Raw genomic sequence first — 21,793 nt, 5'->3', positions numbered from 1 at the left:
TCGCTATAAGATGGGTCTTAAAGACGTCCTTGTATGCCTTTCTTCGGTGACTACGACTGACATGCATCTGAGATGCTGAATTTTCTTTTATTGAATTAACTTTTATCGTTATGAAGCTTAGTTGGGCTCCAGCGGTTTTAATTGCTCTTTAATTTCCTTGATTTTTTTGAGAATTGACCGCAGATAATTGTATTTGTTGAAGTGATAATCGATAAGCCGTATTAAACGCGACTCCCTGCAACTTTTTATATCGGGTTGAACCCCTGTGCCTTCCCAGTGATTTTTGGTTATAGGGTTTATTGCCTTGGCAATTGGAATTACCACTCCGAATGTGTTGTCTAACTGGAAAAGTTGCCAGGTGTTCGCGCCTCCTTTGGTTGTTTCACCAATAATGGCGGCTCGCTTGAGATGTTTTAAGTAATAGGCAAACGATTCAGCAGCGGAGAAGGTATCTTCGCTGGTTAAAATACATACTGGAGTGTCGGCCATTCTTTTGCCATTGATTTTTTCGAAAATCCAGAATTCAGTAGTGCTGTCTGTAGCTTTCCAGTAAATGCTGTTTAAATGGGTTGGCTCCTCAAAGAGATAGCTACTCATCAGGCGACCCATATTGCTATCACCGCCACCATTACTTCTTAGGTCGAAAATGCTGGCATTAGTGTTTTCAATTAGAGCCATAGCGGCTTCAACGCGTTTTCTTGATGCATCATTAACTTGATCGAAACCCCAAAAATTAATATAGCCAACATTACCTTCAAGGGTTTCAATACGGGTAAATCCAGAATTTTTCGGGCCAGTTTGGTGAACCAGTTTTCGTGTTTTGGTTGGTTGTGAGAGGCATTTGGGGCAGACCACCGCACACCAAAATGTTTCTCGTGTACTTTTGAAAGTACTTTGGCAGCCAGTTCGGGGGTTTCTGCCTGCTCCACGGCCTCGGATTGTGAGGCTTTCTGTAAGCTTTTATGTATTGCGGGAATATTTTCCTGGAGTATATATTGTCTGGAAATCTCACGCTCAACGGTATCAATCAGAGTCTTTTTTGCTCTGCTGAAAAAGTTGTTGAGAAGCTGGGGCTTGGCATAAGCAGGGGGAGAATGGCCAAGTATTTTTTCATGTTTGTTAAGCTCGTTTTTATTAGTCTTTTAATGCTTGGGCTCAAGCCTTAGGTGGTTATTTTAAGTTATCGGGGCTGTAGCGTTGGCGCTCTCCTAGCATGTCTCTTTATAGGCCTGTTGGATGACAGAGTCTCCAAAAATAGACTGACTTAATAGTCATACTCTAGTGCCGAAGAGGCGAGTTTCGATTTGCCGCTTTCGAAATCCCTTCGAAACCCTTATGAGGTTCCTCCTCACACCTTTCTTGACCCTCTACAGGAAGACTCACTGAAGGAAAATGTCCACAGAATTTTCTGCGGTAATCCCTTTGGAATCTTCTGGGTAATGCGAAATATACGCCGATATAGCGCCATAGATTACTTTGATGATTGCTACCTTAGCGGACATAAATGGCAGATAAATAGTGAAAAACGTGACAGATTTTACTCCCCGATTCAGCCTGCAGAGCGAGGCCCTGAACTGTGAGGATTCCAATGTATGGGCCGTCAGCGACCGGGCCCACCATCTTGCCAGCAAGGGAGAGGATGTCATTTTCCTCTGTGTGGGAGACCCGAACTTCGATACCCCCGAGCCAATCCTGGACTTTGCCCGCGCGCGTTTGGGCGTGGGGCGCACCCACTACTCACCCGCTGCCGGTGAGCCGGTGTTGCGCCGTGCCATTGCCGATATAGAGAGTAGGGTGTCACCACACCCTTGCAATCCCGATGATGTTGTCGTGTTTCCCGGCGGTACCAATGCGATTTACGGGGTGCTTTCATGCCTGCTGAACCCTGGTGAGGAGATTGTGATCCCCGAGCCGATGTATATCGGTTATGTTCCCATTTGCGATAGCCTCAGGCTTTCAGTAAAGCGGGTGGCCTGCCCGGCAGAGCGGGATTTTGCTTTCGACATAGAGTCAATTAAGGCTGCAGTAAGTGATGAGACCCGGGTGGTAATGATCAACACTCCGGTTAACCCTACCGGTGCTATGGCCAGCCCGGAGCAGCTGCGTGAGCTGTCGGCTTTTTGCCGTGAGCGCAATATCTGGCTAGTGTGCGATGAGATGTACTCCATGATCACTTTTGCGCGCCGCCATACCTCCCTGCGCACCGCAGCCGAGTCGCTGGACAATATTGTGGTGATTGATGGCCTCTCCAAGTCCCACGCCATGAGCGGTTGGCGCCTTGGCTGGGCCGTGGCGCGCGGGCCCTTAGTGGACCGCCTGGTGGCGTTTGCCGGCGCTACTATCTTTGGTTGTCCGCAGTTTATTCAGGAAGCGGCGGCTTTTGCTTTAGAGTTCGATTCCTACTTCGTCAAGCAGATGCGCGAAGCCTATGAGCGTCGCCGCAATCTGATTGTGGAGCGTATTGGCAGAATTCCAGGGCTCAGCTGTTACAGCCCGGAAGCCGGTATGTTCGTGATGGTGAATGTGTCCGAGGTGGCCAGCTCTGGGCAGGTGTTTGCCGAGGCCCTGCTCGAGGCCGAGCGGGTATCGGTACTGCCGGGAACCCCCTTTGGTGAGAGCGCGGTGAATCACGTACGCCTGACCCTCGCGGCGGATGAGGCCGAGTTATCACGCGCTTTGGATCGAATTGAGCGCTTTGTTACCTGTGCAAATCGCCAGGCTAGTTAACCCAAGCGGCGGTCACCAGTACACAGTCCTCCCTTGCTGAGGTACTGGCTTTGTTGTTGCCTGAGGCTGTAATGTTTCAGCCTCAGGCGAATACCGCTATCCTTGCCCCCTTTCAGATTCAAAAGAAATCAGCTCCGTGAAAATTGACCGGCATAATTTGCGTATTTTGCAGGCTCTGCAAACCAACGCCCGTATTAGTAACCTGAATTTGAGTGAACAAATTGGACTGTCGGAGAGTGCTTGCCTGGCCAGGGTGAAACGCCTCACCAGCGAGCGCTATATCCGTGAGTTCCTCGCCGAGATCAACCTGGATAAGGTGCGACATGCAGAGTTCTATGTGAATGTGGCCCTGAAACGTCAGGATGCGCGCACCAGCGAGAACTTCCGCCGGATTATCAGCGATATCCCGCAGATCGTTTCCTGTGTAAAGATGTCCGGTGAATTTGATTACATGTTGCGCTTTATCTGCCCGGATGCGGCGGACTTCAATAAAGTCTCCGAGCAGCTGCTGGCGAATGAGGAGGCGGCTATCTCCCGTATGACTTCGCATTTGGTTATCGAAAAAACCAAGCCTTTTACCGGCTACCCCCTGGCGCTTTTATTCCAGGATTAGAAGCTCCAGTGGGCAGTGAGCTTGTTTCTCTGCCCGCTGCTGCTTCAAGCCGCTTATGCGGTAGCGGTCTCTGTGTGGCAGCGGTTTCATTGGCCCTGTCGGCCCCATCTCGAGATTCCCTGTCCGTTACTCAATACCCGATCGCATGGCTTTAAAGCTGCGCGCTTTATGTCGGAGTCTTTCAATAGTGTAAAGATTGCGAAAAGGTGCTCAATCCGCGCTTTGAATATGGCAATTGCATTGCGGTATACCCCGTGTTCTTGTACAAGCGTGTTAAGTTTGAGGCTTGGCATCGCTCGCCAAATGTTGTGTGGGCTGTTCTGGCTGATACTGCCATTGGTATCGGTTGCGTTTTGTGCAAGGCCAAACTGGCTCAGTTCACTGTTGAGTTGAACAGCCTGCTTGCGCGGTATCAATACGAAGAGAGCAATCCTCTATTTCCTGACAATTGATGCAAGGTTAGTGATCTAATTAGAAGAGTGGCGGTTGCAACCTCATATATACTTTAGTCAGGCTTCTGTGCGGCGATAGCGGTTGGGGAAACTGCTCGCCAGGGGCTGGTAATTACCGCCAGTGCAGGGGAGTGGCAGTTGAAATATTTAGGACGGGTCTACCTGACTCTCAATCTATTGGTGTTTGCGTCTATTGGCCTTGGAGCTTTATTTAATCCAGAGGCCTTTGCCGCGGCTATTGGGTTTACCTTTACGGCTCCCACTGCAGTACCCGAGTTCCTGGCAACTTATGCGGGCTTTATGTTGGCCATCGCGGTCATTCTACTGGTGGCGCTAGCCATGCGGCCCCATCGCCGCGCCGCCTATGCTTCTTTATCCATTGCGTATATTGGTTTTGCCGCCGGTCGCCTTTTCGGCATGTTTGCCAGTAGTAGTTTTGATGAGCGCAACCTACTGTTTTTTGCCCTGGAAGTGGTCATGGTACTTTGGGGGCTCTATTGCTATCGAGAATCCCGCTGGTTGCCCCTGCAGCACGGACACTAGCCCTGTTCTTTCGCGATGAGAGGCCTTCAGGCGAGGAGCCTCTTGATTAAGCGGTTATCTTTCCCGGCTCGGAATCGGCAGCCGCTCCGGCTAGCGTCCCCTCCTGCGGCTGCTGTTCCCCGTGTAATTTGCCATCCACAGCTTGGCGGAATACCTCTTTGTAATCCTTAAATTCCGTGCCCATTAATCGGTCCCACCAGGTGAAGTAAAAGCCGTAATTGCCCTGAAAGCGCTGGTGGTGCAGATCGTGGTGGGTTGTGGTGGTCATATTATCCAGTGCGCCATCGACCCAGCCACGCGGGTGGAACTCGCGCCCGGTATGCAGCATGGCGTTGCGGAAAATCATGATAAATAGAAAGCTGAGCCAGATACTTGGGTGCAGAGGGATGGTTAGTGCAATAAGTGGTGAGAAGAGACCGTTGATAAAAATTTCTCCCACGGAAAAGCTGTAGGCTGTCCAGGGAGTGGGGGTTCGCGATATATGGTGCAGGCGGTGGAAGTGCTTAAACACCTTCGGATGATGCATGGCCCGGTGGGTCCAGTAGAAATAGGCATCATGGAGAAGAAGTACCACCGGCAGGCTCAGAATGCCCCACCACAAAGGGTAGTCACTCCAGTTCCAGTAGAGTTTAGCGATACCCATATCCTGCAACAGGTTAATGGTGATACCAAACAGGGTGAAAATACAGACGGTGAGCATGGAGTAGCTGACCTCCCTTCGAATATCCCCCCAGCTTGCTCGGCGTTTCTGAATACGGCGCCGGTTCATCCAGGCGCGAAACAGCCAGCCCGCGCAGATACTCATAACCGAGGCCGCCAGCACATAGCGAAATAGGGTCAGTTTGAAGTGGATGGCTCCGTAGTGAGCCACATCTGCGAGGAAATCCATAGTCTCACCATCCATAGTCTTTGCCGCAGCCTTAGTGGAGCGGTCGGCGTCCCCGGCCACCCAGAGGTTCTGGCTGCGCAGGTAGCACTTGTCGTGATGGCTTCAGTCTGGGGAGGTTTCCTGCGGGTGGCTTGCGGAAAATGAAAAAATGCTGACGAATTCCGAATGGTTCTGCATTCAGGCGGGCAGCTTGTCGCGGCGGTACTCCGTGGGCGTCTGGTTGTGGCGGCGCTTAAAGGCGGCATTGAAGGGGCTGAGGGATCGATAACCGATATCCAGAGCGATCGAGAGTACTGGCAGGTGTGCCTGGCCTGGATCCGCCAGGCGGGCACTGGCCTCGTCAATTCGGAAGTGATTCAAGTATTCGTTGAAATTGCGATATCCCAGGTGGCGGTTGATCAGAGTACGCAGTAAGTGTTCGCGGGTGCCCAGCTGGTCAGCCAGTTCCCGTATGGTCAGCCCTGTGTATCGGTAGCCGCCATTTTCCATATGCTCCTGAAGCTTTAGTAGTTGCGCCTGTTGCGGTTCATCCAGGCTTGGCAGGGGGGGCGGAGGTAGCACTTCCTCTATTAAGGGAACCTCTGCCAGAGGTTGTGACAGGGATTCCCCTATCGCGCTGGGGGAGAGCGCCAGCAACCACAGACAGGCAGCCAGGGACAGTAGGCTGGCGAGTAGTGCATGCAAGGTTGGCACACCATCGGGAACTGGCCTGTAGGCAAATAGGGACTCGGCGCCGATCACAATCAACATATAGGTGCCCACCGCAATTAGCAGAATGGCGCGCAAACGGCGGCGTTCTTCAACCAAGTCCGAGTGAAACTGACCCAATAGAGTGAACATTCCCAGGCCGATCAGGCCCAGGCGGGTAAATTGGGACAAGTTAAAAAAGGCTGCTTCTGTTTTGTTGCCCAGGGGGATTGGTGCGTGGTTCGCGGCGAGGCTAAAGACAATAGAGAGAACGATGGGAAGCCAGCCCCAGGGGGGGAACGGTTCCTCCTCGCGACAGAGTAGGTGGGTAAACAGCCAGAAAGCGGCGGGTACCAGAATGATCGGCAGGTGAAGGAGTAATCCGCCAAGGCCGCTAAACGGCGGCAGCGTGGGCAGTAGCAGATAACAAATAACACCAAGCAGCACCAGTATCAGCCAGCGCCCGGCAGCGAGTTGCCGGTGATGCACGGAAACTTTGGTGGCGGCCAGTAATAGCAGTGCGCAGGCACCGCCGGAAAAAAACAAATAGCCGGAAGTCATGGCCTATCTCCAGCGGCTGGCCCAGGCATCCAGGACTTTGCTGCTATAAGTGTGGCGACCGTAGCTGCCGTTGTAGTAGGCGAGCGCGTTGGCGAGGTTTCCCTTGGCCTTTTTGATGTAGTGTTTGAGGATGGTACAGCCGTAGCGCAGGTTGGTATCCATATCAATTAGGTTGTCATCGGGACGGCCGATTTCATTTTTCCAAAATGGCATCACTTGCATCATTCCCTGGGCGCCCACACGGGATACCGCGTAGGGGTTGAAGGCACTCTCAATCTGGATCACCGCCAGGACAATTTCCGGGCGCAGCTCCGCTCGGATCGCCTCGCGGTGCACCGCCTTGAGTACGTGCATGCGTCTTTTGGGGTCTTTGATATAGCGGGATAGCGGCTGGGACTTGGACATCAACCACACTTCCGCATCGAAGCGATCGGCAAAACTATCCGCCTGAGTAATGGCTTCACGCAGGGCGAGGCGTAGCTCAGGATCCACTTCTTTCGCGCTGTTCTGGGCGATGGCGCTGCAGCAAATCAGACCGAACCCCAGTGTGGTAATGGCTTTTCTTATCATGCCGGGAATTTTACGAGATCTAGGGCGATTGGGTAGCGCCTTTTATGGACCTTTTACGCAAAATTCACTAAGAAGTTGGGGCGGCGAGGGAGTGCAAGTGTGCTGCTGCCGCTGGTGGACCGGCGCCAGCGAGTGAAATATCCGCAAATTTGCTCTCTATGCCGGTATTTCACGGGCGAGAAGCCGGCAGATGAAAATTCATCTGCCGGCTGGGCGGGTTAATTATGGCCAAACTTCTCCAGCAATACGTCTTCCAGTTGGGAGACGGCGAACTCCTGGCTCTCGGCATCGGCGCGTCCTTTATATTCCACCACGCCTTTTTCCAGTCCGCGGTCGCCGATCACGATACGGTGGGGGATACCGATCAGCTCGACATCCGCGAGCATGGCACCGAGGCGGGCTTTGGGCTCATCCATCAGCAGTACATCGACACCTTTAGCGCGTAGGGATTCGTACAGGTGTTCGCATTTTTCGCGAACCAAATCGCTCTTGTGCATGTTGATGGGCACAATGGCGAGCTGGAAAGGTGCAATGGCGTCGGGCCAGATAATGCCGGAGTCGTCGTAATTTTGTTCGATAGCGGCGGCGACAATGCGCGATACGCCGATGCCGTAACAGCCCATAGGCATGACCTGCTCTTTGCCGTTCTCGTCGAGTACCGTCGCATTCATAGCGCGGCTGTACTTTTCACCCAGCTGGAAAATATGGCCAACTTCGATACCGCGCTTGATTTCCAGGGTGCCCTGGCCATCCGGGCTGATATCGCCGGCGACTACATTGCGCAGGTCTTCTATGCGGCTGAGTGCTACATCGCGACCCCAGTTGACGCCGGTGTAGTGGTAGTCGTCGCGGTTGGCACCGCAGATAAAGTCTGCCAGGTGTGCTGCAGATCTATCCACAATCGTTTCGACCTTCATACCCACCGGGCCTAGAGACCCGATATGGCAACCCAGCGCTTCGGCGATACGCTGCTCCGGGGCGAATTGCAGCGGGCTGGCAATACCGCTGAGCTTTTCCGCTTTCAGTTCATTCAGCTCGTGGTCGCCACGCAGTACCAGTGCCACCAGTGGTGCGCTTTCACCCTCTTCACATTCACCCAGCACAATCAGGGTTTTTACTGAGTGGGCGGGATCGCTCTGCAGGAACTCACTCACTGCAGCGATGGTTTTCTGGTTTGGTGTGTGGACCTCCTGCATTTCCTGGCTGGGCGCGGCGCGCTCGCCGGTCGGGGCCACCGCCTCGGCCAGTTCTACGTTGGCGGCGTAGCGGGATTTGCTGGAAAAAGCGATATCGTCTTCGCCACTTTGCGCGAGCACGTGGAACTCGTGGGAACTGGAACCACCGATAGAACCGGTGTCCGCTAGTACCGGGCGATAATCCAGGCCGATACGCTCAAAAATACGGCAGTAGGCGCCGTGCATGATGTCGTAGGTTTCCTGTAGGGAGTCTGCGTCCACATGGAAGGAGTAGGCGTCTTTCATCGTGAATTCGCGCGCGCGCATCACCCCGAAACGCGGGCGGATTTCATCGCGGAATTTGGTCTGCACCTGGTAAAAATTGGCCGGCAGCTGTTTGTAGCTTTTGATTTCATTGCGGATCAGGTCAGTGATGACCTCCTCGTGAGTGGGGCCCAGGCAGAAATCGTTATTGTGGCGATCACTAATACGCAGTAATTCGGGGCCGTACTGCTGCCAGCGACCGGACTCTTCCCACAGTTCAGCAGGCTGCACTACCGGCATCAACATTTCCAGGGAGCCGGCGCAGTCCATCTCTTCACGCACAATACGCTCCACCTTGCGCAGTACACGCAGACCGGTGGGCAGCCAGGTGTAGAGGCCGGAGGAGAGGCGGCGGATCATACCCGCGCGCAGCATCAGCTGATGGCTGATTACTACCGCGTCGTTAGGGGTTTCTTTCTGGGTGGCGATGAGATAACGGGATGCGCGCATAGGAATAAACTGGGTTCAATTATCGGTAAGCTGGATATTTTACGCTATTCACCGGCTAATAAATATTGCGGAATAACTTCGCCGGGTAAGACTTGGTTGCCTTCTTCGGAAAACCGCTTGCCGCAGTTTACCGGAGCCGGAGAGGAGCGATGACAGCGTGGGGCGATGGTAAGCGTTGATGAGTATTCAGGGCCAATAAAAAACCCCGCGAGTGCGGGGCTTTTTGCATGAAGGCTGGGAAGTCTTAGGACTCCGCCATTTCCTTCAGCTTTTTCAGTGGGCGAACTTTCACCTGAATGCTGGCCGGCTTGGCTTTGAATACAGTTTCTTCACCGGTGAAGGGGTTGATACCTTTGCGGGCTTTCTTGGCCGGCTTCTTCACGGTGGTGATTTTCATCAGGCCCGGCAGGGAAAACTCACCGACGGCGCGCTTCTTGATGTGACCTTCGATAATATCGCTCAGCTCGTCCAGAACAGATTGAACCTGCTTGCGGGACAGTTCAGTACTTTCCGCAATCTGGTTCAACATCTGGGTCTTGGTGAACTTCTCTTTGATTGCTTTTACTTTCTTAACTGGAGCGGCTTTCTTTGCTGGGGCCTTCTTGGCGGCAGCGGTTTTGCTGGCAGCTTTTTTGGCGATAGCCATGGCTTACTTCCTTCTTTGTTGTTCGGTGTGTATCCGGTAAAAGTGTGTTCGGTCTCCCGCTGCGCTGCATTCACAAAACGACGCCTCAGCGGGTGATGGGGGGAAGTATATATAGTTTTTGTTTGGTCGCACGGGGAAATACTAGAAAAACAGTGCTTTTTCCCTATTTCCTACTTAATTTGAGACCCCAAACCCCTTCCACAAAGGTCAAAAGGGAGGGGTTGCTTCTTCCATCTGGGGGGCTCATGTATACTCTGTTCCCCTTTTTCCAGCATCAGGTACTGAGTAATGCCGATCTATGAATACCAGTGCAATGCCTGCGGCCACGAGATGGAGGCCCTGCAGCGCATGAGCGATGATCCCCTTAAAGACTGCCCGGCTTGTGATGAGGCCGAGTTGCACAAGAAGATTTCTGCAGTGGGGTTCCGCCTTAAGGGAGGCGGCTGGTACGAAACAGACTTCAAAACCGGCAGTAAGAAAAATCTGGCCGGCGATGCCGCGAATGGTGCCAAGGCCAAGAGTGGCCAGCCGGCAAAGGCGGCGGCGAAGACGGCCTGAATCCGCTGTGCGGAGCCGCTTGTGCGGTGTACTCTCTATTTAACCTTTTTACCTATCGATAACGGGAATTTTCATCCATGCGCAGCGACTACTGTGGCGTCCTTCGTTCCGCGGATATAGACCGTGTAGTAACCCTCTGTGGCTGGGTCGATCGCCGCCGCGATCACGGCGGAGTGATCTTCATTGACCTGCGTGACCGCGAGGGTATCGTGCAGGTGGTCTTCGATCCGGATGCCGCCGAGCATTTTGAGATGGCCGATCGCGTGCGCAGCGAATATGTACTCAAGGTGACTGGCCGTGTACGCGCCCGAGCCCCGGAGGCCCTCAATCCGAATATGGTGACCGGTGAAGTTGAGGTCTACGGCACCGAGTTGGAAATTCTCAATACCGCTGAAACAGTGCCCTTCCAATTGGACGAGCATACGGCAGTGGGTGAGGATGTGCGCCTTAAGTATCGCTATCTTGATCTGCGCCGTAACGAAATGCAGAACAACCTGTATTTCCGTTCCAAGCTCACCACGGCGATCCGCAATTATTTGGATGAGCACGGCTTTCTCGATATCGAGACCCCAATTCTGACGCGCGCCACCCCGGAAGGTGCGCGCGATTATCTGGTGCCGAGCCGTACCCACGAGGGCAAATTCTTCGCCCTGCCGCAGTCCCCACAGCTGTTTAAACAGTTGCTGATGGTGTCCGGTTTCGACCGCTATTACCAGATTGCCAAGTGCTTCCGCGATGAAGACCTACGCGCCGACCGCCAGCCGGAATTTACCCAGATCGATATTGAAACCTCTTTCCTTGACGAGGAAGAGATTATGGCGATCACTGAGGGCATGGTGCGCAAGTTGTTCAAGGAGTTGAAGGGGATTGAACTGGGTGAGTTCCCGCGCATGACCCACTACCAGGCCATGTTGCGTTACGGTTCCGACAAGCCGGACCTGCGTATTCCTCTGGAAATGGTAGAAATTAAAGACCTGATGGCCGAGGTGGACTTCAAGGTGTTCTCCGGTCCGGCCAATGATCCCAAGGGCCGCGTGGCTGCGATCAAGGTTACCGGGGGATGCAGCAAGCTGACCCGCAAGCAGATCGACGATTATGGCAAGTTTGTCGGTATCTATGGGGCCAAGGGCCTGGCCTATGTGAAGGTCAACGACCGCTCCGACCTGGAGAATGGTCTGCAGTCGCCCATCGTGAAGTTCCTGCCCATCGAAACCCGCGCGGCCATCCTCGATCGCCTGGAGGCGGAGACTGGCGATATTATTTTCTTCGGTGCGGATACGGCCAAGGTAGTCTCCGAGGCCCTGGGCGCCCTGCGCTGCAAGCTGGGCGAAGATCTCAACCTGTACACCAGTGAGTGGGCACCGCTGTGGGTGGTGGCCTTCCCCATGTTTGAGGAAAATGATGACGGCAGCCTCACCGCGCTGCACCACCCATTCACCGCGCCATCCTGCAGCCCGGAGGCGCTGGAGCAAAACCCACTCGAAGCCCTGTCCCGCGCTTACGATATGGTGCTGAACGGTACCGAATTGGGCGGTGGTTCTGTGCGTATTCACGACCAGGTTATGCAGCAGGCGGTTTTCCGTATCCTCGGCATCTCTGAAGAGGAGCAGCGGGAGAAATTTGGCTTCCTTCTGGACGCCCTCAAATACGGCGCTCCGCCCCACGGCGGCCTGGCCTTCGGCCTGGACCGTTTGGTGATGCTGATGACCGGCAGCGATTCGATTCGCGATGTTATCGCCTTCCCCAAAACCCAGAGCGCCGCCTGTGTAATGACCGATGCACCGGGCGCAGTGGACGCCAAGCAGTTGCGTGAGCTGAGTATTCGCCTGCGCCAAAAAGAAGAAAAAATCAGCTGACTTTTCCCCGATGGGTCGAGCGAAGCGAGCCCATCAAATCGTGGAGATGGGCAATTCGCTTCGCTAACGGGCCCATCCCTCGCACTGACTGAAGAGAGACGGACTATGGCCGGACATAGTAAATGGGCCAATATCAAGCACCGCAAAGCGGCTCAGGATGCCAAGCGGGGCAAGATTTTCACCAAAATTATTCGCGAGTTGACCGTGGCCGCCAAGGGGGGGGGCAACCCGGACGATAACCCGACGCTGCGCACCACTATCGACAAGGCTCTGGGCGCGAACATGAAGCGTGACACCATTGATAAGGCCATCGCCCGCGGGGCAGGTAATGCCGATGGAGACAGCTATGAGGCGGTGGTTTACGAGGGGTACGGTGTCGGTGGTGTAGCGGTACTGGTGGAGTGCCTCACAGACAATCGCAACCGCACGGTAGCCGAAGTGCGCCATGCTTTTTCCAAGCGCGGTGGCAATCTGGGTACCGATGGTTCCGTGAGCTATCTGTTTACGCGCAAAGGTCAGATGTTCTACGAAGTGGGTGTAGACGAAGAGGCATTGATGGAAGCGGCCCTGGAGGCGGGTGCTGAAGATATCGAGTCCAATGACGACGGCAGCGTTGAGGTTACCACCGAGTTCCAAGACTACCTCACGGTGAAAGATGCCCTGGTTGCAGCCGGTTTCACCCCGGATAATGCTGAAATTGCCATGATCCCCTCGACCACTATCCCATTGGATAGAGAGGGCGCGGAAAAAGTCCTGGCCCTGGTCGAGATGCTGGAAGATCTCGATGATGTGCAAAATGTCTTCACCAATGCGGATATTCCCGCCGAGGTTATGGAAGAGCTGGGCTGAGGTCTGTTTGTTTGCGGGCAGGAATTATCCTGCCCGGTTTCCCCCGGTGGTCAGCCATCTGATAATTTCATCCAGTCATGGCGCACAGAGATCAAAACCAATTTCGCCATTCTTATTTCGCTTTCCGGCGGCTGAAACCGTGCCAGTACACGGGCCATTTAGTTTCTTCACCACAGTTGTTGATCAATGAGGCGACCGCAACTAACGCGATACTTCCGGTCAGCACCGGTGCCAGCAGGTAGTCGAACCCCACAACATCCTGGCCGGCAAGAATGATGACTAATGGGTTGGCTCCGGCGGGTGGATGTACCGCGCGGAAGTACTGCATTTGCATGATGGATACACCGACTGCCAGTGACATCACCAGGATTGAATCACCGAAGCCGTAGAGCGCAACCAGACCCACCGTCGAAGTGATGAGGTGACCAGCAATGACATTGCGCGGTTGTGCCAGAGGTGAGGCCGGGGCGGCAAATAAGAGTACACATGTCGCACCGAAGGGTGCCATCAGCCAGGGGGTCCCGGTGAGATGGCCCAAAGCGCCAAGTAATAAAATACTGGTAAAACCGCCGATAAAGCCTCTTATCATTTGGATAAGTTTTGGTTTGGGTGGCAGTGCACCGCCGCCACGTAACTTCTTCATCGGTCACTTCCTTCGGGTCGCCAGGCGTATTTATGAGTAGTCGCACCAAGCAGTGTGTACAAATCTGTACATACTGCTTGGTGCTATGATACAGATCTGTACACATGGGCACAATCTCCTATCGCTATAGAGGCTCGCTGAGAAAAATTCGTGATGAATAAGAAAGAACAGATTCTGGATACGGCGGAAGCACTATTTAATACGCTTGGCTACACCGCCGTGGGGGTCGACCTGATCCGGGATAAGGCGAAAGTTTCCAAGACATCGATGTATCGACATTTTGGCTCGAAAAATAAGTTAATTGAGGCGGTACTGATCCGGCGGCACCAATGTTTAGAGGCGGAGTTAACCGCTGTGATATCGGCAGCAGCAAACCCGGATAAACGGCTGGAGGCAATACTGGATTGGCATTTTTCCTGGTTTAGGGCCGCCGACTTCAAAGGCTGTATGTTCATGCATGCCCTGGCTGAATTTCGGGGGCACGATGAAATCCTGGTACAACAGGCGATGGTGCATAAGGCTTGGCTGAAGTCGCTGCTGCACTCAATTTTCGAGCCGGGTGAGCCGGGGGTAGAGGCTAAGACAGAAGTTATTTTGACCTTCTTGGAAGGTATGACAGTGAGGGCGGAGTTTGGCGAGGTAACCGGATGCGAAGAGGTTTATCGCCTGGGGGCCAGAGCACTGGCCGCGAAAAGCTTCTCTGCTAACAAGGCGAGGGCCGTGACGGAGGGGAAGACGGATAGCTTTAATTAAACTGTCGGCCAGCAATCTTTGAGCATCCTGCTTACCCTCTCCCTTGACGCCCTGCTTCCACCTTGGGACACTCCCGCCACTATATAAACATACAGATATTTGGAGAGTTGCCACTTGACCCGCATCCTGGGGATTGACCCCGGCTCGCGCAAGACGGGCTATGGAATTATTGATGTAGAGCGGGGTAAAGCGCGCTATGTGGCCAGTGGTGTGATTCGTATCCCCGAGGGGCCCCTACCGGAGCGCCTGAAATTGATTTTCGATGCGGTAAGCCAGATTGCCCAGCAATACCAGCCGGCGCAGATGGCAATTGAAAACGTATTTATGTCGAAGAGTGCGGGCTCCGCCTTGAAGTTGGGACAGGCGCGCGGTGCGGCCATTGTGGCCGGGGCCAATAGTGGCCTCGCTGTAGCTGAGTACGAGGCCCGCAAGGTCAAACAGGCGGTGGTGGGCAGCGGCGCTGCCGACAAACTACAGGTACAGCATATGGTCAAGACCTTGCTGTCTCTGCCGGGCACACCTCAGGAGGATGCTGCCGATGCCCTCGCTGTGGCGCTGTGCCATATGCACACGGAACAGACCCTGGTCTTTACCGCGGGCGGTGCGCGCAGTCGCTTCCGCCGTGGCCGCCTCAGCGTATAGCGCACGCTTAAAAAGTTAGCCCCTCACACGGGCAGCGATAGACAAACCTGGAACAACACATGATTGGAAGACTGAGTGGCACTTTGGCTGCGGTACAGCCCCCTTTATTGCTGATAGATGTGCAGGGGGTAGGCTACGAAGTACTCGCGCCCATGACCACGATTTTTGAGTTGCCCGCCCTGGGCCAGCCTGTGCAGCTGCACACGCACCTGGCGGTTTCCGAAACCGCCCAGCAGCTCTATGGCTTTGTTCGCGACTCTGACCGCAAACTGTTTCGCACCTTGATCAAAGTTAGTGGTGTGGGGCCAAAAATGGCGCTAGCTATTTTATCCGGCCTCGACGGCGCCGCTTTGGCGCGTTGCGTGGCCGAGGATAATGTGGCGGCCCTGGTAAAAGTACCCGGTGTCGGCAAGAAAACCGCAGAGCGTCTGATTGTCGAGTTGCGCGATAAGTTGACCCCGGATTTTGGCGACGTCAACGATATCCCGCTGATGGCCGCGGCCGCGGTACCCAAGGTGGACCATACCGGTGAGGCGGAGAGCGCCTTGGTGGCTCTGGGCTATAAGCCTACCGAGGCCAGTAAAATGGTGGCCCGCGCCGGCAAGGAGCAGGCTGATGCCGATAGTGCAACCCTGATTCGCCTGGCCCTGAAAGGCATGGCACCCGCCTAAATCGAGTGCCCTGGAGTAGTTGTGATGATTGAAGCCGATCGTTTGGTGGCCCCAGAACCCGCCGGGCCCTCTGGGCAGGAAGAGCAGTACGACCGCGCCGTGCGCCCCAAAAGTCTGGCTGATTATGTGGGCCAGCCGGTGGTGCGCGAGCAGATGGAAATCTTTATCCAGGCCGCCAAACTGCGCAAAGAGGCCCTGGACCATACCCTGGTATTCGGCCCACCAGGCTTGGGCAAAACCACTCTGGCAAATATTATTGCCGCGGAGATGGGGGTGGCGATTAAGACCACCTCGGGGCCTGTGCTGGAGAAGGCCGGTGATCTGGCTGCATTGATGACCAACCTGGAACCGGGGGATGTGCTGTTTATCGATGAAATTCATCGCCTCAGCCCCCATGTGGAGGAGGTCCTGTATCCGGCCATGGAGGACTACCAGCTGGATATCATGATCGGCGAAGGGCCGGCGGCGCGCTCGATCAAGTTGGACTTACCGCCTTTTACCTTGGTCGGTGCCACAACCAGGGCTGGGCTGCTGACTTCCCCCCTGCGCGATCGCTTTGGCATTGTGCAGCGCCTGGAGTTCTACAGCGTAAAAGACCTGACCAGTATCGTGTGCCGCTCAGCCGGTTTGATGGGGGTGGAAATGGATGAGGGCGGCGCTCTGCAAGTGGCGCGTCGTGCCCGTGGTACGCCCCGAATCGCCAATCGTCTGTTGCGCCGTGTGCGTGATTACGCGGAGGTTAAAGGCGATGGCACAGTAGATCCGGTTATCGCCGATGCCGCCCTGAATATGCTTAATGTGGATGAAAAAGGGTTTGATTCCCTCGATCGGCGTATGTTGCTGGCGATGATAGAGAAGTTTGATGGCGGTCCCGTGGGGATAGATAGCCTCGCCGCCGCGGTGAGCGAAGAGCGCGACACCCTGGAGGATGTGCTGGAGCCCTACCTCATCCAGCAGGGCTATATTGCCCGAACGCCCCGCGGGCGGGTGGCCACTGGGCTCGCTTACGAACACTTCGGCCTAGCCAAGCCGGATAGAACTGGCTGAGAACCTTTTGCCCGGCACTGCCGGGTCTGTGTAACTGTGGATACGAGGGAGAATAGATGAGGGAAGAGTTCGGTATCCCTGTGCGGGTCTATATCGAGGATACCGATGCAGCCGGCATCGTGTATTACGTGAATTATTTGAAGTATATGGAGCGGGCGCGCACAGAACTGTTGCGCTCCCTCGGGTATGATAAGCCGGCGATGCCGCAGAAAGGGATACTGCTGGTGGTGCATTCCGCCGACGTCCAGTACCGCCGTTCCGCCTGGCTCGATGACGCATTGCGCGCTACTGCGGTGGTTGGCAAACTGGGGCGGGCCGCGGTGACCTTTGAACAAAAAATTTGGCGCGGCAATGAGCTAATTTGCGAAGGCGTGGTCAAAGTGGCCTGCGTCGCTGACGACAGTCGCAGGCCCTGTGCCCTGCCGGAACCCATTCATTCAGCATTAAAGGCAGTTACTTAATAAGATGAACGCCGGTGAACAACTTTCTCTTTGGGGGCTAATCCAGAACGCCAGCCTGCTGGTACAGCTGGTTATGCTGTTGCTGCTATTGGCCTCGGTGGTCTCCTGGGTCATGATTATTCAGCGCGGGCTTTACCTGTCCCAGGCCAAGCGCTCCCTCAATAATTTCGAGCGCCGTTTCTGGTCCGGGGCGGACCTCAATAAGCTGTTCCGCGAGGGCAATGAGCGCGCCGAGAAAGGTAAGACCGATGGCGTTGAATCCCTGTTTCGCGCCGGCTTTACCGAATTTACCCGCCTGCGTCAGCAGGGTAGCAGTGGCCCCGAAGCGGTTATGGAGGGCACCGAGCGCGCGATGCGTGTCGCTATGTCGCGGGAGCAGGAAAAGGTGGAAATGAACCTGCCATTCCTGGCAACGGTTGGCTCTGTGAGTCCATATATAGGCCTCTTCGGTACGGTCTGGGGCATTATGAATTCCTTCCGCGGTCTCGCCACCATGCACCAGGCTACGATCGCCACGGTGGCTCCCGGTATTAGTGAGGCGCTGGTAGCTACCGCGATGGGGCTGTTCGCGGCAATTCCCGCGGTGATGGCCTACAACCGCTACTCGGCCAAGGCGGAGTCGCTGCTATCCAGTTACGAGACTTTCGCCGAGGAGTTTTCCTCTATTTTGCACCGCAAAGTGCATTCCGGCTGAGTAGTGAGTAGGCGAACCCTATGAGTGTGTTTCGCAAGGGAAACAAAAAGAAGCTGGTTTCCGAGATCAATGTGGTGCCCTACATCGATGTGATGCTGGTGCTGCTAATTGTCTTTATGGTCACGGCACCATTATTGATGCAAGGGGTCAAAGTCGACCTGCCAAACGCGCCCTCGGCGCCGATGGAGGATACCGACGAGGAGCCGCTAATCATCTCGGTGCGCGCCGACGGCACTTATTACCTGAACCTGGGCACCGATGAGCAGGTGGCTAAGCCCCTTGCTGAGATCAAGGAGACGGTGGCCAAGGTATTGCGGCAGAAGCCGAAAACCCCGGTGCTGGTCTGGGGCGATACTGAGGCCCGTTACGGCCTGATCGTTAATGCCATGACCGAACTGCAGCAGGCGGGGGCACCGAGTGTCGGCCTGGTGACAGAGCCTCCACAGGGGTAGGGCGCCGGTGAATAAAGGCTTTTACGCACTGGCGATTGTAGTCAGCCTCCTGTTGCACGGAGCGCTGATCACCGCTATTACCTATGGTTGGGAAGCCAGCAGCATGCCCGAGCGCAAACCGATGCCGAAGTTTGTGCAGGCCAAACTGGTGACCATTGAGGCTGCGACTCCTCAAAAGAAACTGCCCAAGAAGGTGGATAAAGTACAACAGCGCGCCCAGCGCGAAGCCGAGCAAAAGCGCCAGGCGGAAGTTGAGCGCAAGCGTCGAGCCGCCCTGGAACGCAAGAAAAAGCTCGAAGCCGAAAAAACGCGCAAGGCCAAAGTTGAGGCCGAGCGCAAGGCGCGGGAGGCGAAAGCGCAGCGCGAGAACGAGCGAAAAGAGAAAGAACGCAAGAAAAAAGAGCTTCAGGAGCAGTTGGAGAAAGAGCGGCAGAGCTCCTTTGACGAGGCACTAGAAGACGAAGAGGATTTGCTGGATGCCAATGAGGCGCAGCAGGCGATGGCCTCAGTAGGCCAGGCGATTCGACAGCAAATTGAAGCGGTCTGGAGTCGTCCGCCCAGCGCCCGCAATGGTATGACCATCAAGGTGAAAATTAACTTTGTCCCCACTGGCCGGGTGGTGGCAACTAATATCGTCGAGGGCAGTGGCAACACAGCACTCGACCGTTCGGTACTCACCGCGATTCGCCGGGTGGAAGTCTTCCCCGAAGTGGCCGAGCTGGCGAGGGAAGAGCCGACGATATTCGAGCGGGAAGTCCGCACAACCATTTTGAACTTTATAGTCGAAGATTTGCGCCAATGATCAAAAGTTTACTGAAGACCGTCGTCATTATTGCAATTGCCTCGGTGAGTTTAGGGGTACGTGCCCAACTGGTGGTGGATATCACCAGCGGTATTGATGACCCTACGCCGATTGCTGTGTCTCCATTCAGTTGGTCTGGTGGTGGGGTGCTAGCGGAAGATGTTTCCGGGATTATCTCCGCGGACTTGCGCCGCAGCGGCCTGTTTTCGCCAGTGCCTAAGGAGGACATGCTGTCCTTCCCCAAGACCCCGGAAGACGTGGTTTTCCGCGATTGGCGTATCCTCGGTACCGAGTACATAGTGACTGGTCGTATTGAGCCCCAAGCCTCCGGTTATCTGCTGACCTTTGATCTGGTCAATGTTTTCGGCCAGCACAAGATGTTTACCAAGCAGGTGCGAGGTGGCCAGACCCAGCTGCGGGATATCGCCCACCGCGCCGCCGACGAAATCTTCCAGTCCATCACCGGTATACGCGGCGCCTTCTCCACCGAGATGGTGTATGTGCAAGAGGAAAAACGCGCAGGTAAACCCAGCTATGTGTTGATGCGCTCGGATATCGACGGGGCGCGCGCTAAGCAGGTGCGCCGCTTCAGTGCGCCGGTAATGTCACCTATGTGGTCGCCGAATGGTCAGGAGCTGGCCTACGTTTCCTTTGAGACCGGGCGCCCGGCGATTTTCCGCGAGAATCTGCGCAGCGGCGAGCGCAAGCAGCTGACTAACTTCAAGGGCATCAACAGCTCACCGACCTGGTCTCCCGATGGAACCAAGTTGGCTATGGTGCTCTCCAAGGACGGCAACCCGGAGATCTATGTCCTGGATTTAGCGAGCGGCAAGTTCACTCGTATGACCAGACACTTCTCTATTGATACCGAGCCGAACTGGATGCCGGATGGTAAATCGCTGGTTTTCACCTCAGATAGGGGAGGGAAGCCACAAATTTATCAATTGACTCTTGCCACTGGTCAAGTCGACCGCTTAACCTTCGATGGCGACTACAATGCGCGGCCGCGTGTTTCTCCTGACGGGAAGACGCTGGTCATGGTACATCGCAACCGGGGAACTTTTACCATCGCTACGATGGATATTAATTCGGGCAGAATGCGTGTCCTCACGGAGACCACCCTGGACGAATCCCCCAGCATTGCGCCGAATGGGGCCATGCTGATGTACGCAACCAAGCGCGGAGACAAGGGCATTCTGGCTGCGGTATCGCTAGATGCTGGGGTGAAGTACAACCTGCCCTCACAGAGGGGCGATGTCCGTGAACCGGCATGGTCGCCATACTTTGATTGAGGCGGGGGCCCAACGCTCAGAAGCGTAGGGTATTTATAAGACCAATTTAAAAAAAATCTTTCAGGATTTTCGATAACACTAAAAGCGGAGTAGCTTATGTTGAAATCAGTAAAAACGGGACTGGGCCTGGCCTGTGTTTTGGCAGTAATGGCCGGTTGTAGCAACACCAGCAGCGACAATACCAGCGGTGAGGAATACACTCAGCCTGAGGTGGATACCCAGGTTGAAACCAGCGTTGTAGAGGAGAGTGAAACCCTGGCTCCTCTGGAAAACGTAGTGTACTTCGACTTCGACCAGTCCCTGCTGAACCCGGAAACCCGTGAGCTGCTGATCCGTCACGCCGATCGCATGCGCGGTGCAGCCTCTGCTGTTCGCCTCGAAGGTCACGCCGATGAGCTGGGCACTCGCGAGTACAACCTGGCTCTGGGTGAGCGCCGCGCAAATGCCGTACGCGACTTTTTGGTACTGCAAGGCGTAGACGCAGCTAATCTGGAAGTGATCAGCTACGGTGAAGAGCGTCCGGCTCAGATGGGCTCTAACGAAGCTGCCCGTGCGATGAACCGTCGCGTTGTTATTAACTAATCGTCAAAATGGATGCCAATGGCTTTTACGATTAGAAAACTGGCGATCGCTGCAGCAATGATGGCTGCGGCATCGCCCGTATTCTCCCAGGCCCCGATTGTCGACCTGTCTGCCAGTAGTCAGGAGCAGTCGCTCCCCACGAGTGGCCGTGGTGTCGAGGAAATTCACCTCGCCCGCGCCGCAAGTCCCAGCCCCAGAGCTCAGACCAACCCCCAGGCCGAAGCCTACTACCAGATGCAGGTGCTGCAGCAGGAAGTGCGCGAATTGCGTGGATCGGTTGAAGAGCTGCGCCACGAGATCAAGCGTCTCAAGCAGCAGCGCACTGAGGATTATATGGATCTGGATCGGCGGATTGCCCGCCTGAGCGGCACTGAGCCCTCGGCACAACCCTCCGCCCAGCCGCCGGTTAAAGGGGGAGGCGGTGCCGCTGTCCAGAGCGGATCGGCGATGCCACCCAAGCCGCAGGGGCCGAAAGACGGCAAGAGCGAGCGCGATCGTTACCAGGCCAGTTTTGGCTTGGCTCGCAACGGTGATTACGGCGGTGCCAGTGCTCAGTTTAAGAGTCTGCTGCAAGACTTTCCCAACGGCCAGTATGCTCCCAATGCCAACTACTGGCTGGGAGAGATAGCCCTGGTTCAAGGAAATCTTGAAGAGGCTCGAGGGTGGTTTGTGGCGCTACTCGATGGCTACCCCAACTCCAATAAGGTTTGGGATGGCCGCTACAAGCTGGGAACCGTTTACCACCAGCTGGGCGACCAGCAGAAAGCTCGCAACCTGTTAGAGCAGGTGGCGAGCAGTGATGCCAGGGCATCCAACCTGGCTAAGAAGTATCTCCAGGATAACTTCTAGTCGCG

Annotated in this window: 24 protein-coding genes; 17 read left to right on the top strand and 7 right to left on the bottom strand. The window is 55.1% G+C overall.

Translation table 11 applies throughout. The features are described 5' to 3' along the window. Window positions 1–117: 117 nt before the first annotated feature. Complete coding sequence (locus Q1A69_RS01580) at window positions 118–855, bottom strand: S41 family peptidase (RefSeq protein ID WP_299580071.1); 738 nt, start codon at window positions 853–855, stop codon at window positions 118–120. Between the two features lie 663 nt (window positions 856–1,518). Here Q1A69_RS01580 and Q1A69_RS01575 point away from each other — a divergent pair. The 3 genes from Q1A69_RS01575 (at window position 1,519) to Q1A69_RS01565 (ending at window position 4,335) form a co-directional block, all read left to right on the top strand. Beyond that, window positions 1,519–2,727, top strand: coding sequence for an aminotransferase class I/II-fold pyridoxal phosphate-dependent enzyme (locus tag Q1A69_RS01575; protein ID WP_299580068.1), 1,209 nt, complete (start codon window positions 1,519–1,521; stop codon window positions 2,725–2,727). 136 nt (window positions 2,728–2,863) lie between these two features. Then, window positions 2,864–3,340, top strand: coding sequence for an Lrp/AsnC family transcriptional regulator (locus Q1A69_RS01570; protein ID WP_299580065.1), 477 nt, complete (start codon window positions 2,864–2,866; stop codon window positions 3,338–3,340). Window positions 3,341–3,930: 590 nt separating this feature from the next. Then, on the top strand, window positions 3,931–4,335 hold the full coding sequence (locus Q1A69_RS01565; protein ID WP_299580062.1) for a DUF4345 family protein: 405 nt from the start codon (window positions 3,931–3,933) through the stop codon (window positions 4,333–4,335). Between the two features lie 46 nt (window positions 4,336–4,381). Here Q1A69_RS01565 and Q1A69_RS01560 read toward each other — a convergent pair whose 3' ends face one another. From Q1A69_RS01560 to Q1A69_RS01540, 5 genes are all read right to left on the bottom strand, one after another. Further along, window positions 4,382–5,284, bottom strand: coding sequence for a sterol desaturase family protein (locus Q1A69_RS01560; protein ID WP_299580059.1), 903 nt, complete (start codon window positions 5,282–5,284; stop codon window positions 4,382–4,384). Window positions 5,285–5,401: 117 nt separating this feature from the next. After that, on the bottom strand, window positions 5,402–6,472 hold the full coding sequence (locus Q1A69_RS01555) for a helix-turn-helix transcriptional regulator (protein WP_299580056.1): 1,071 nt from the start codon (window positions 6,470–6,472) through the stop codon (window positions 5,402–5,404). Window positions 6,473–6,475: 3 nt separating this feature from the next. Then, on the bottom strand, window positions 6,476–7,042 hold the full coding sequence (locus Q1A69_RS01550; protein ID WP_299580053.1) for a lytic transglycosylase domain-containing protein: 567 nt from the start codon (window positions 7,040–7,042) through the stop codon (window positions 6,476–6,478). Window positions 7,043–7,260: 218 nt separating this feature from the next. Next, window positions 7,261–8,991: a proline--tRNA ligase gene (locus Q1A69_RS01545; RefSeq protein ID WP_299580050.1), complete on the bottom strand. Its 1,731-nt coding sequence runs from the start codon at window positions 8,989–8,991 to the stop codon at window positions 7,261–7,263. Window positions 8,992–9,235: 244 nt separating this feature from the next. Then, a complete protein-coding gene (locus Q1A69_RS01540; protein ID WP_299580046.1) occupies window positions 9,236–9,637 on the bottom strand; it encodes an HU family DNA-binding protein in 402 nt (133 codons plus the stop codon). Between the two features lie 288 nt (window positions 9,638–9,925). Here Q1A69_RS01540 and Q1A69_RS01535 point away from each other — a divergent pair, with 288 nt between their 5' ends. The 3 genes from Q1A69_RS01535 (at window position 9,926) to Q1A69_RS01525 (ending at window position 12,900) form a co-directional block, all read left to right on the top strand. Then, window positions 9,926–10,195, top strand: a complete 270-nt coding sequence (locus Q1A69_RS01535; protein WP_299580043.1) for a zinc ribbon domain-containing protein — start codon at window positions 9,926–9,928, stop codon at window positions 10,193–10,195. Window positions 10,196–10,272: 77 nt separating this feature from the next. Beyond that, window positions 10,273–12,051 carry an aspartate--tRNA ligase gene (aspS, locus tag Q1A69_RS01530; RefSeq protein ID WP_299580040.1) on the top strand — a complete coding sequence of 593 codons (1,779 nt, stop codon included), beginning with the start codon at window positions 10,273–10,275 and terminating at the stop codon, window positions 12,049–12,051. A 105-nt stretch (window positions 12,052–12,156) separates the two neighbouring features. Then, entirely contained in the window at window positions 12,157–12,900 is a 744-nt protein-coding gene (locus Q1A69_RS01525; protein ID WP_299580038.1) for a YebC/PmpR family DNA-binding transcriptional regulator, read from the top strand. Window positions 12,901–13,012: 112 nt separating this feature from the next. Here Q1A69_RS01525 and Q1A69_RS01520 read toward each other — a convergent pair whose 3' ends face one another. Next, the gene (locus Q1A69_RS01520) at window positions 13,013–13,543 is read right to left on the bottom strand and encodes an HPP family protein (protein ID WP_299580035.1); all 531 of its coding nucleotides are present in this window, start codon (window positions 13,541–13,543) and stop codon (window positions 13,013–13,015) included. Between the two features lie 153 nt (window positions 13,544–13,696). Between Q1A69_RS01520 and Q1A69_RS01515 the strand changes: the two genes are divergently transcribed. The 11 genes from Q1A69_RS01515 to Q1A69_RS01465 all read left to right on the top strand — a co-directional run bounded on the left by Q1A69_RS01515 (window position 13,697) and on the right by Q1A69_RS01465 (window position 21,788). Then, window positions 13,697–14,296, top strand: a complete 600-nt coding sequence (locus Q1A69_RS01515; RefSeq protein WP_299580032.1) for a TetR/AcrR family transcriptional regulator — start codon at window positions 13,697–13,699, stop codon at window positions 14,294–14,296. Between the two features lie 114 nt (window positions 14,297–14,410). After that, a complete protein-coding gene (gene ruvC / locus Q1A69_RS01510) occupies window positions 14,411–14,938 on the top strand; it encodes a crossover junction endodeoxyribonuclease RuvC (RefSeq protein WP_299580030.1) in 528 nt (175 codons plus the stop codon). Window positions 14,939–14,997: 59 nt separating this feature from the next. Further along, window positions 14,998–15,609, top strand: a complete 612-nt coding sequence (gene ruvA, locus Q1A69_RS01505) for a Holliday junction branch migration protein RuvA (RefSeq protein WP_299580027.1) — start codon at window positions 14,998–15,000, stop codon at window positions 15,607–15,609. 24 nt (window positions 15,610–15,633) lie between these two features. After that, the gene (gene ruvB / locus Q1A69_RS01500; RefSeq protein ID WP_299580024.1) at window positions 15,634–16,656 is read left to right on the top strand and encodes a Holliday junction branch migration DNA helicase RuvB; all 1,023 of its coding nucleotides are present in this window, start codon (window positions 15,634–15,636) and stop codon (window positions 16,654–16,656) included. A 56-nt stretch (window positions 16,657–16,712) separates the two neighbouring features. Then, entirely contained in the window at window positions 16,713–17,117 is a 405-nt protein-coding gene (gene ybgC / locus Q1A69_RS01495; RefSeq protein ID WP_299580021.1) for a tol-pal system-associated acyl-CoA thioesterase, read from the top strand. Between the two features lie 4 nt (window positions 17,118–17,121). After that, window positions 17,122–17,811 carry a protein TolQ gene (tolQ, locus tag Q1A69_RS01490; RefSeq protein WP_299580018.1) on the top strand — a complete coding sequence of 230 codons (690 nt, stop codon included), beginning with the start codon at window positions 17,122–17,124 and terminating at the stop codon, window positions 17,809–17,811. 20 nt (window positions 17,812–17,831) lie between these two features. After that, window positions 17,832–18,263: a protein TolR gene (gene tolR, locus Q1A69_RS01485; RefSeq protein ID WP_299580013.1), complete on the top strand. Its 432-nt coding sequence runs from the start codon at window positions 17,832–17,834 to the stop codon at window positions 18,261–18,263. 7 nt (window positions 18,264–18,270) lie between these two features. Beyond that, window positions 18,271–19,065 (top strand): cell envelope integrity protein TolA, encoded by a 795-nt coding sequence (gene tolA, locus Q1A69_RS01480; protein WP_299580011.1) that lies wholly within the window; start codon window positions 18,271–18,273, stop codon window positions 19,063–19,065. Further along, entirely contained in the window at window positions 19,062–20,357 is a 1,296-nt protein-coding gene (tolB, locus tag Q1A69_RS01475) for a Tol-Pal system beta propeller repeat protein TolB (RefSeq protein WP_299580008.1), read from the top strand. Before tolA ends, tolB begins: the two co-directional genes overlap by 4 nt. Before the next feature lie 96 nt (window positions 20,358–20,453). Then, window positions 20,454–20,939: an OmpA family protein gene (locus Q1A69_RS01470; protein WP_299580005.1), complete on the top strand. Its 486-nt coding sequence runs from the start codon at window positions 20,454–20,456 to the stop codon at window positions 20,937–20,939. 18 nt (window positions 20,940–20,957) lie between these two features. Continuing rightward, window positions 20,958–21,788 carry a YbgF trimerization domain-containing protein gene (locus Q1A69_RS01465; RefSeq protein ID WP_299580002.1) on the top strand — a complete coding sequence of 277 codons (831 nt, stop codon included), beginning with the start codon at window positions 20,958–20,960 and terminating at the stop codon, window positions 21,786–21,788. The last annotated feature ends 5 nt before the right edge of the window (window positions 21,789–21,793 follow it).

The organism is uncultured Microbulbifer sp. (assembly GCF_947498635.1).
Lineage (GTDB): Bacteria > Pseudomonadota > Gammaproteobacteria > Pseudomonadales > Cellvibrionaceae > Microbulbifer > Microbulbifer echini.
The sequence above is the reverse complement of the archived record's forward strand: the minus strand, read 5'-3'. Positions and strand labels throughout refer to the sequence as shown.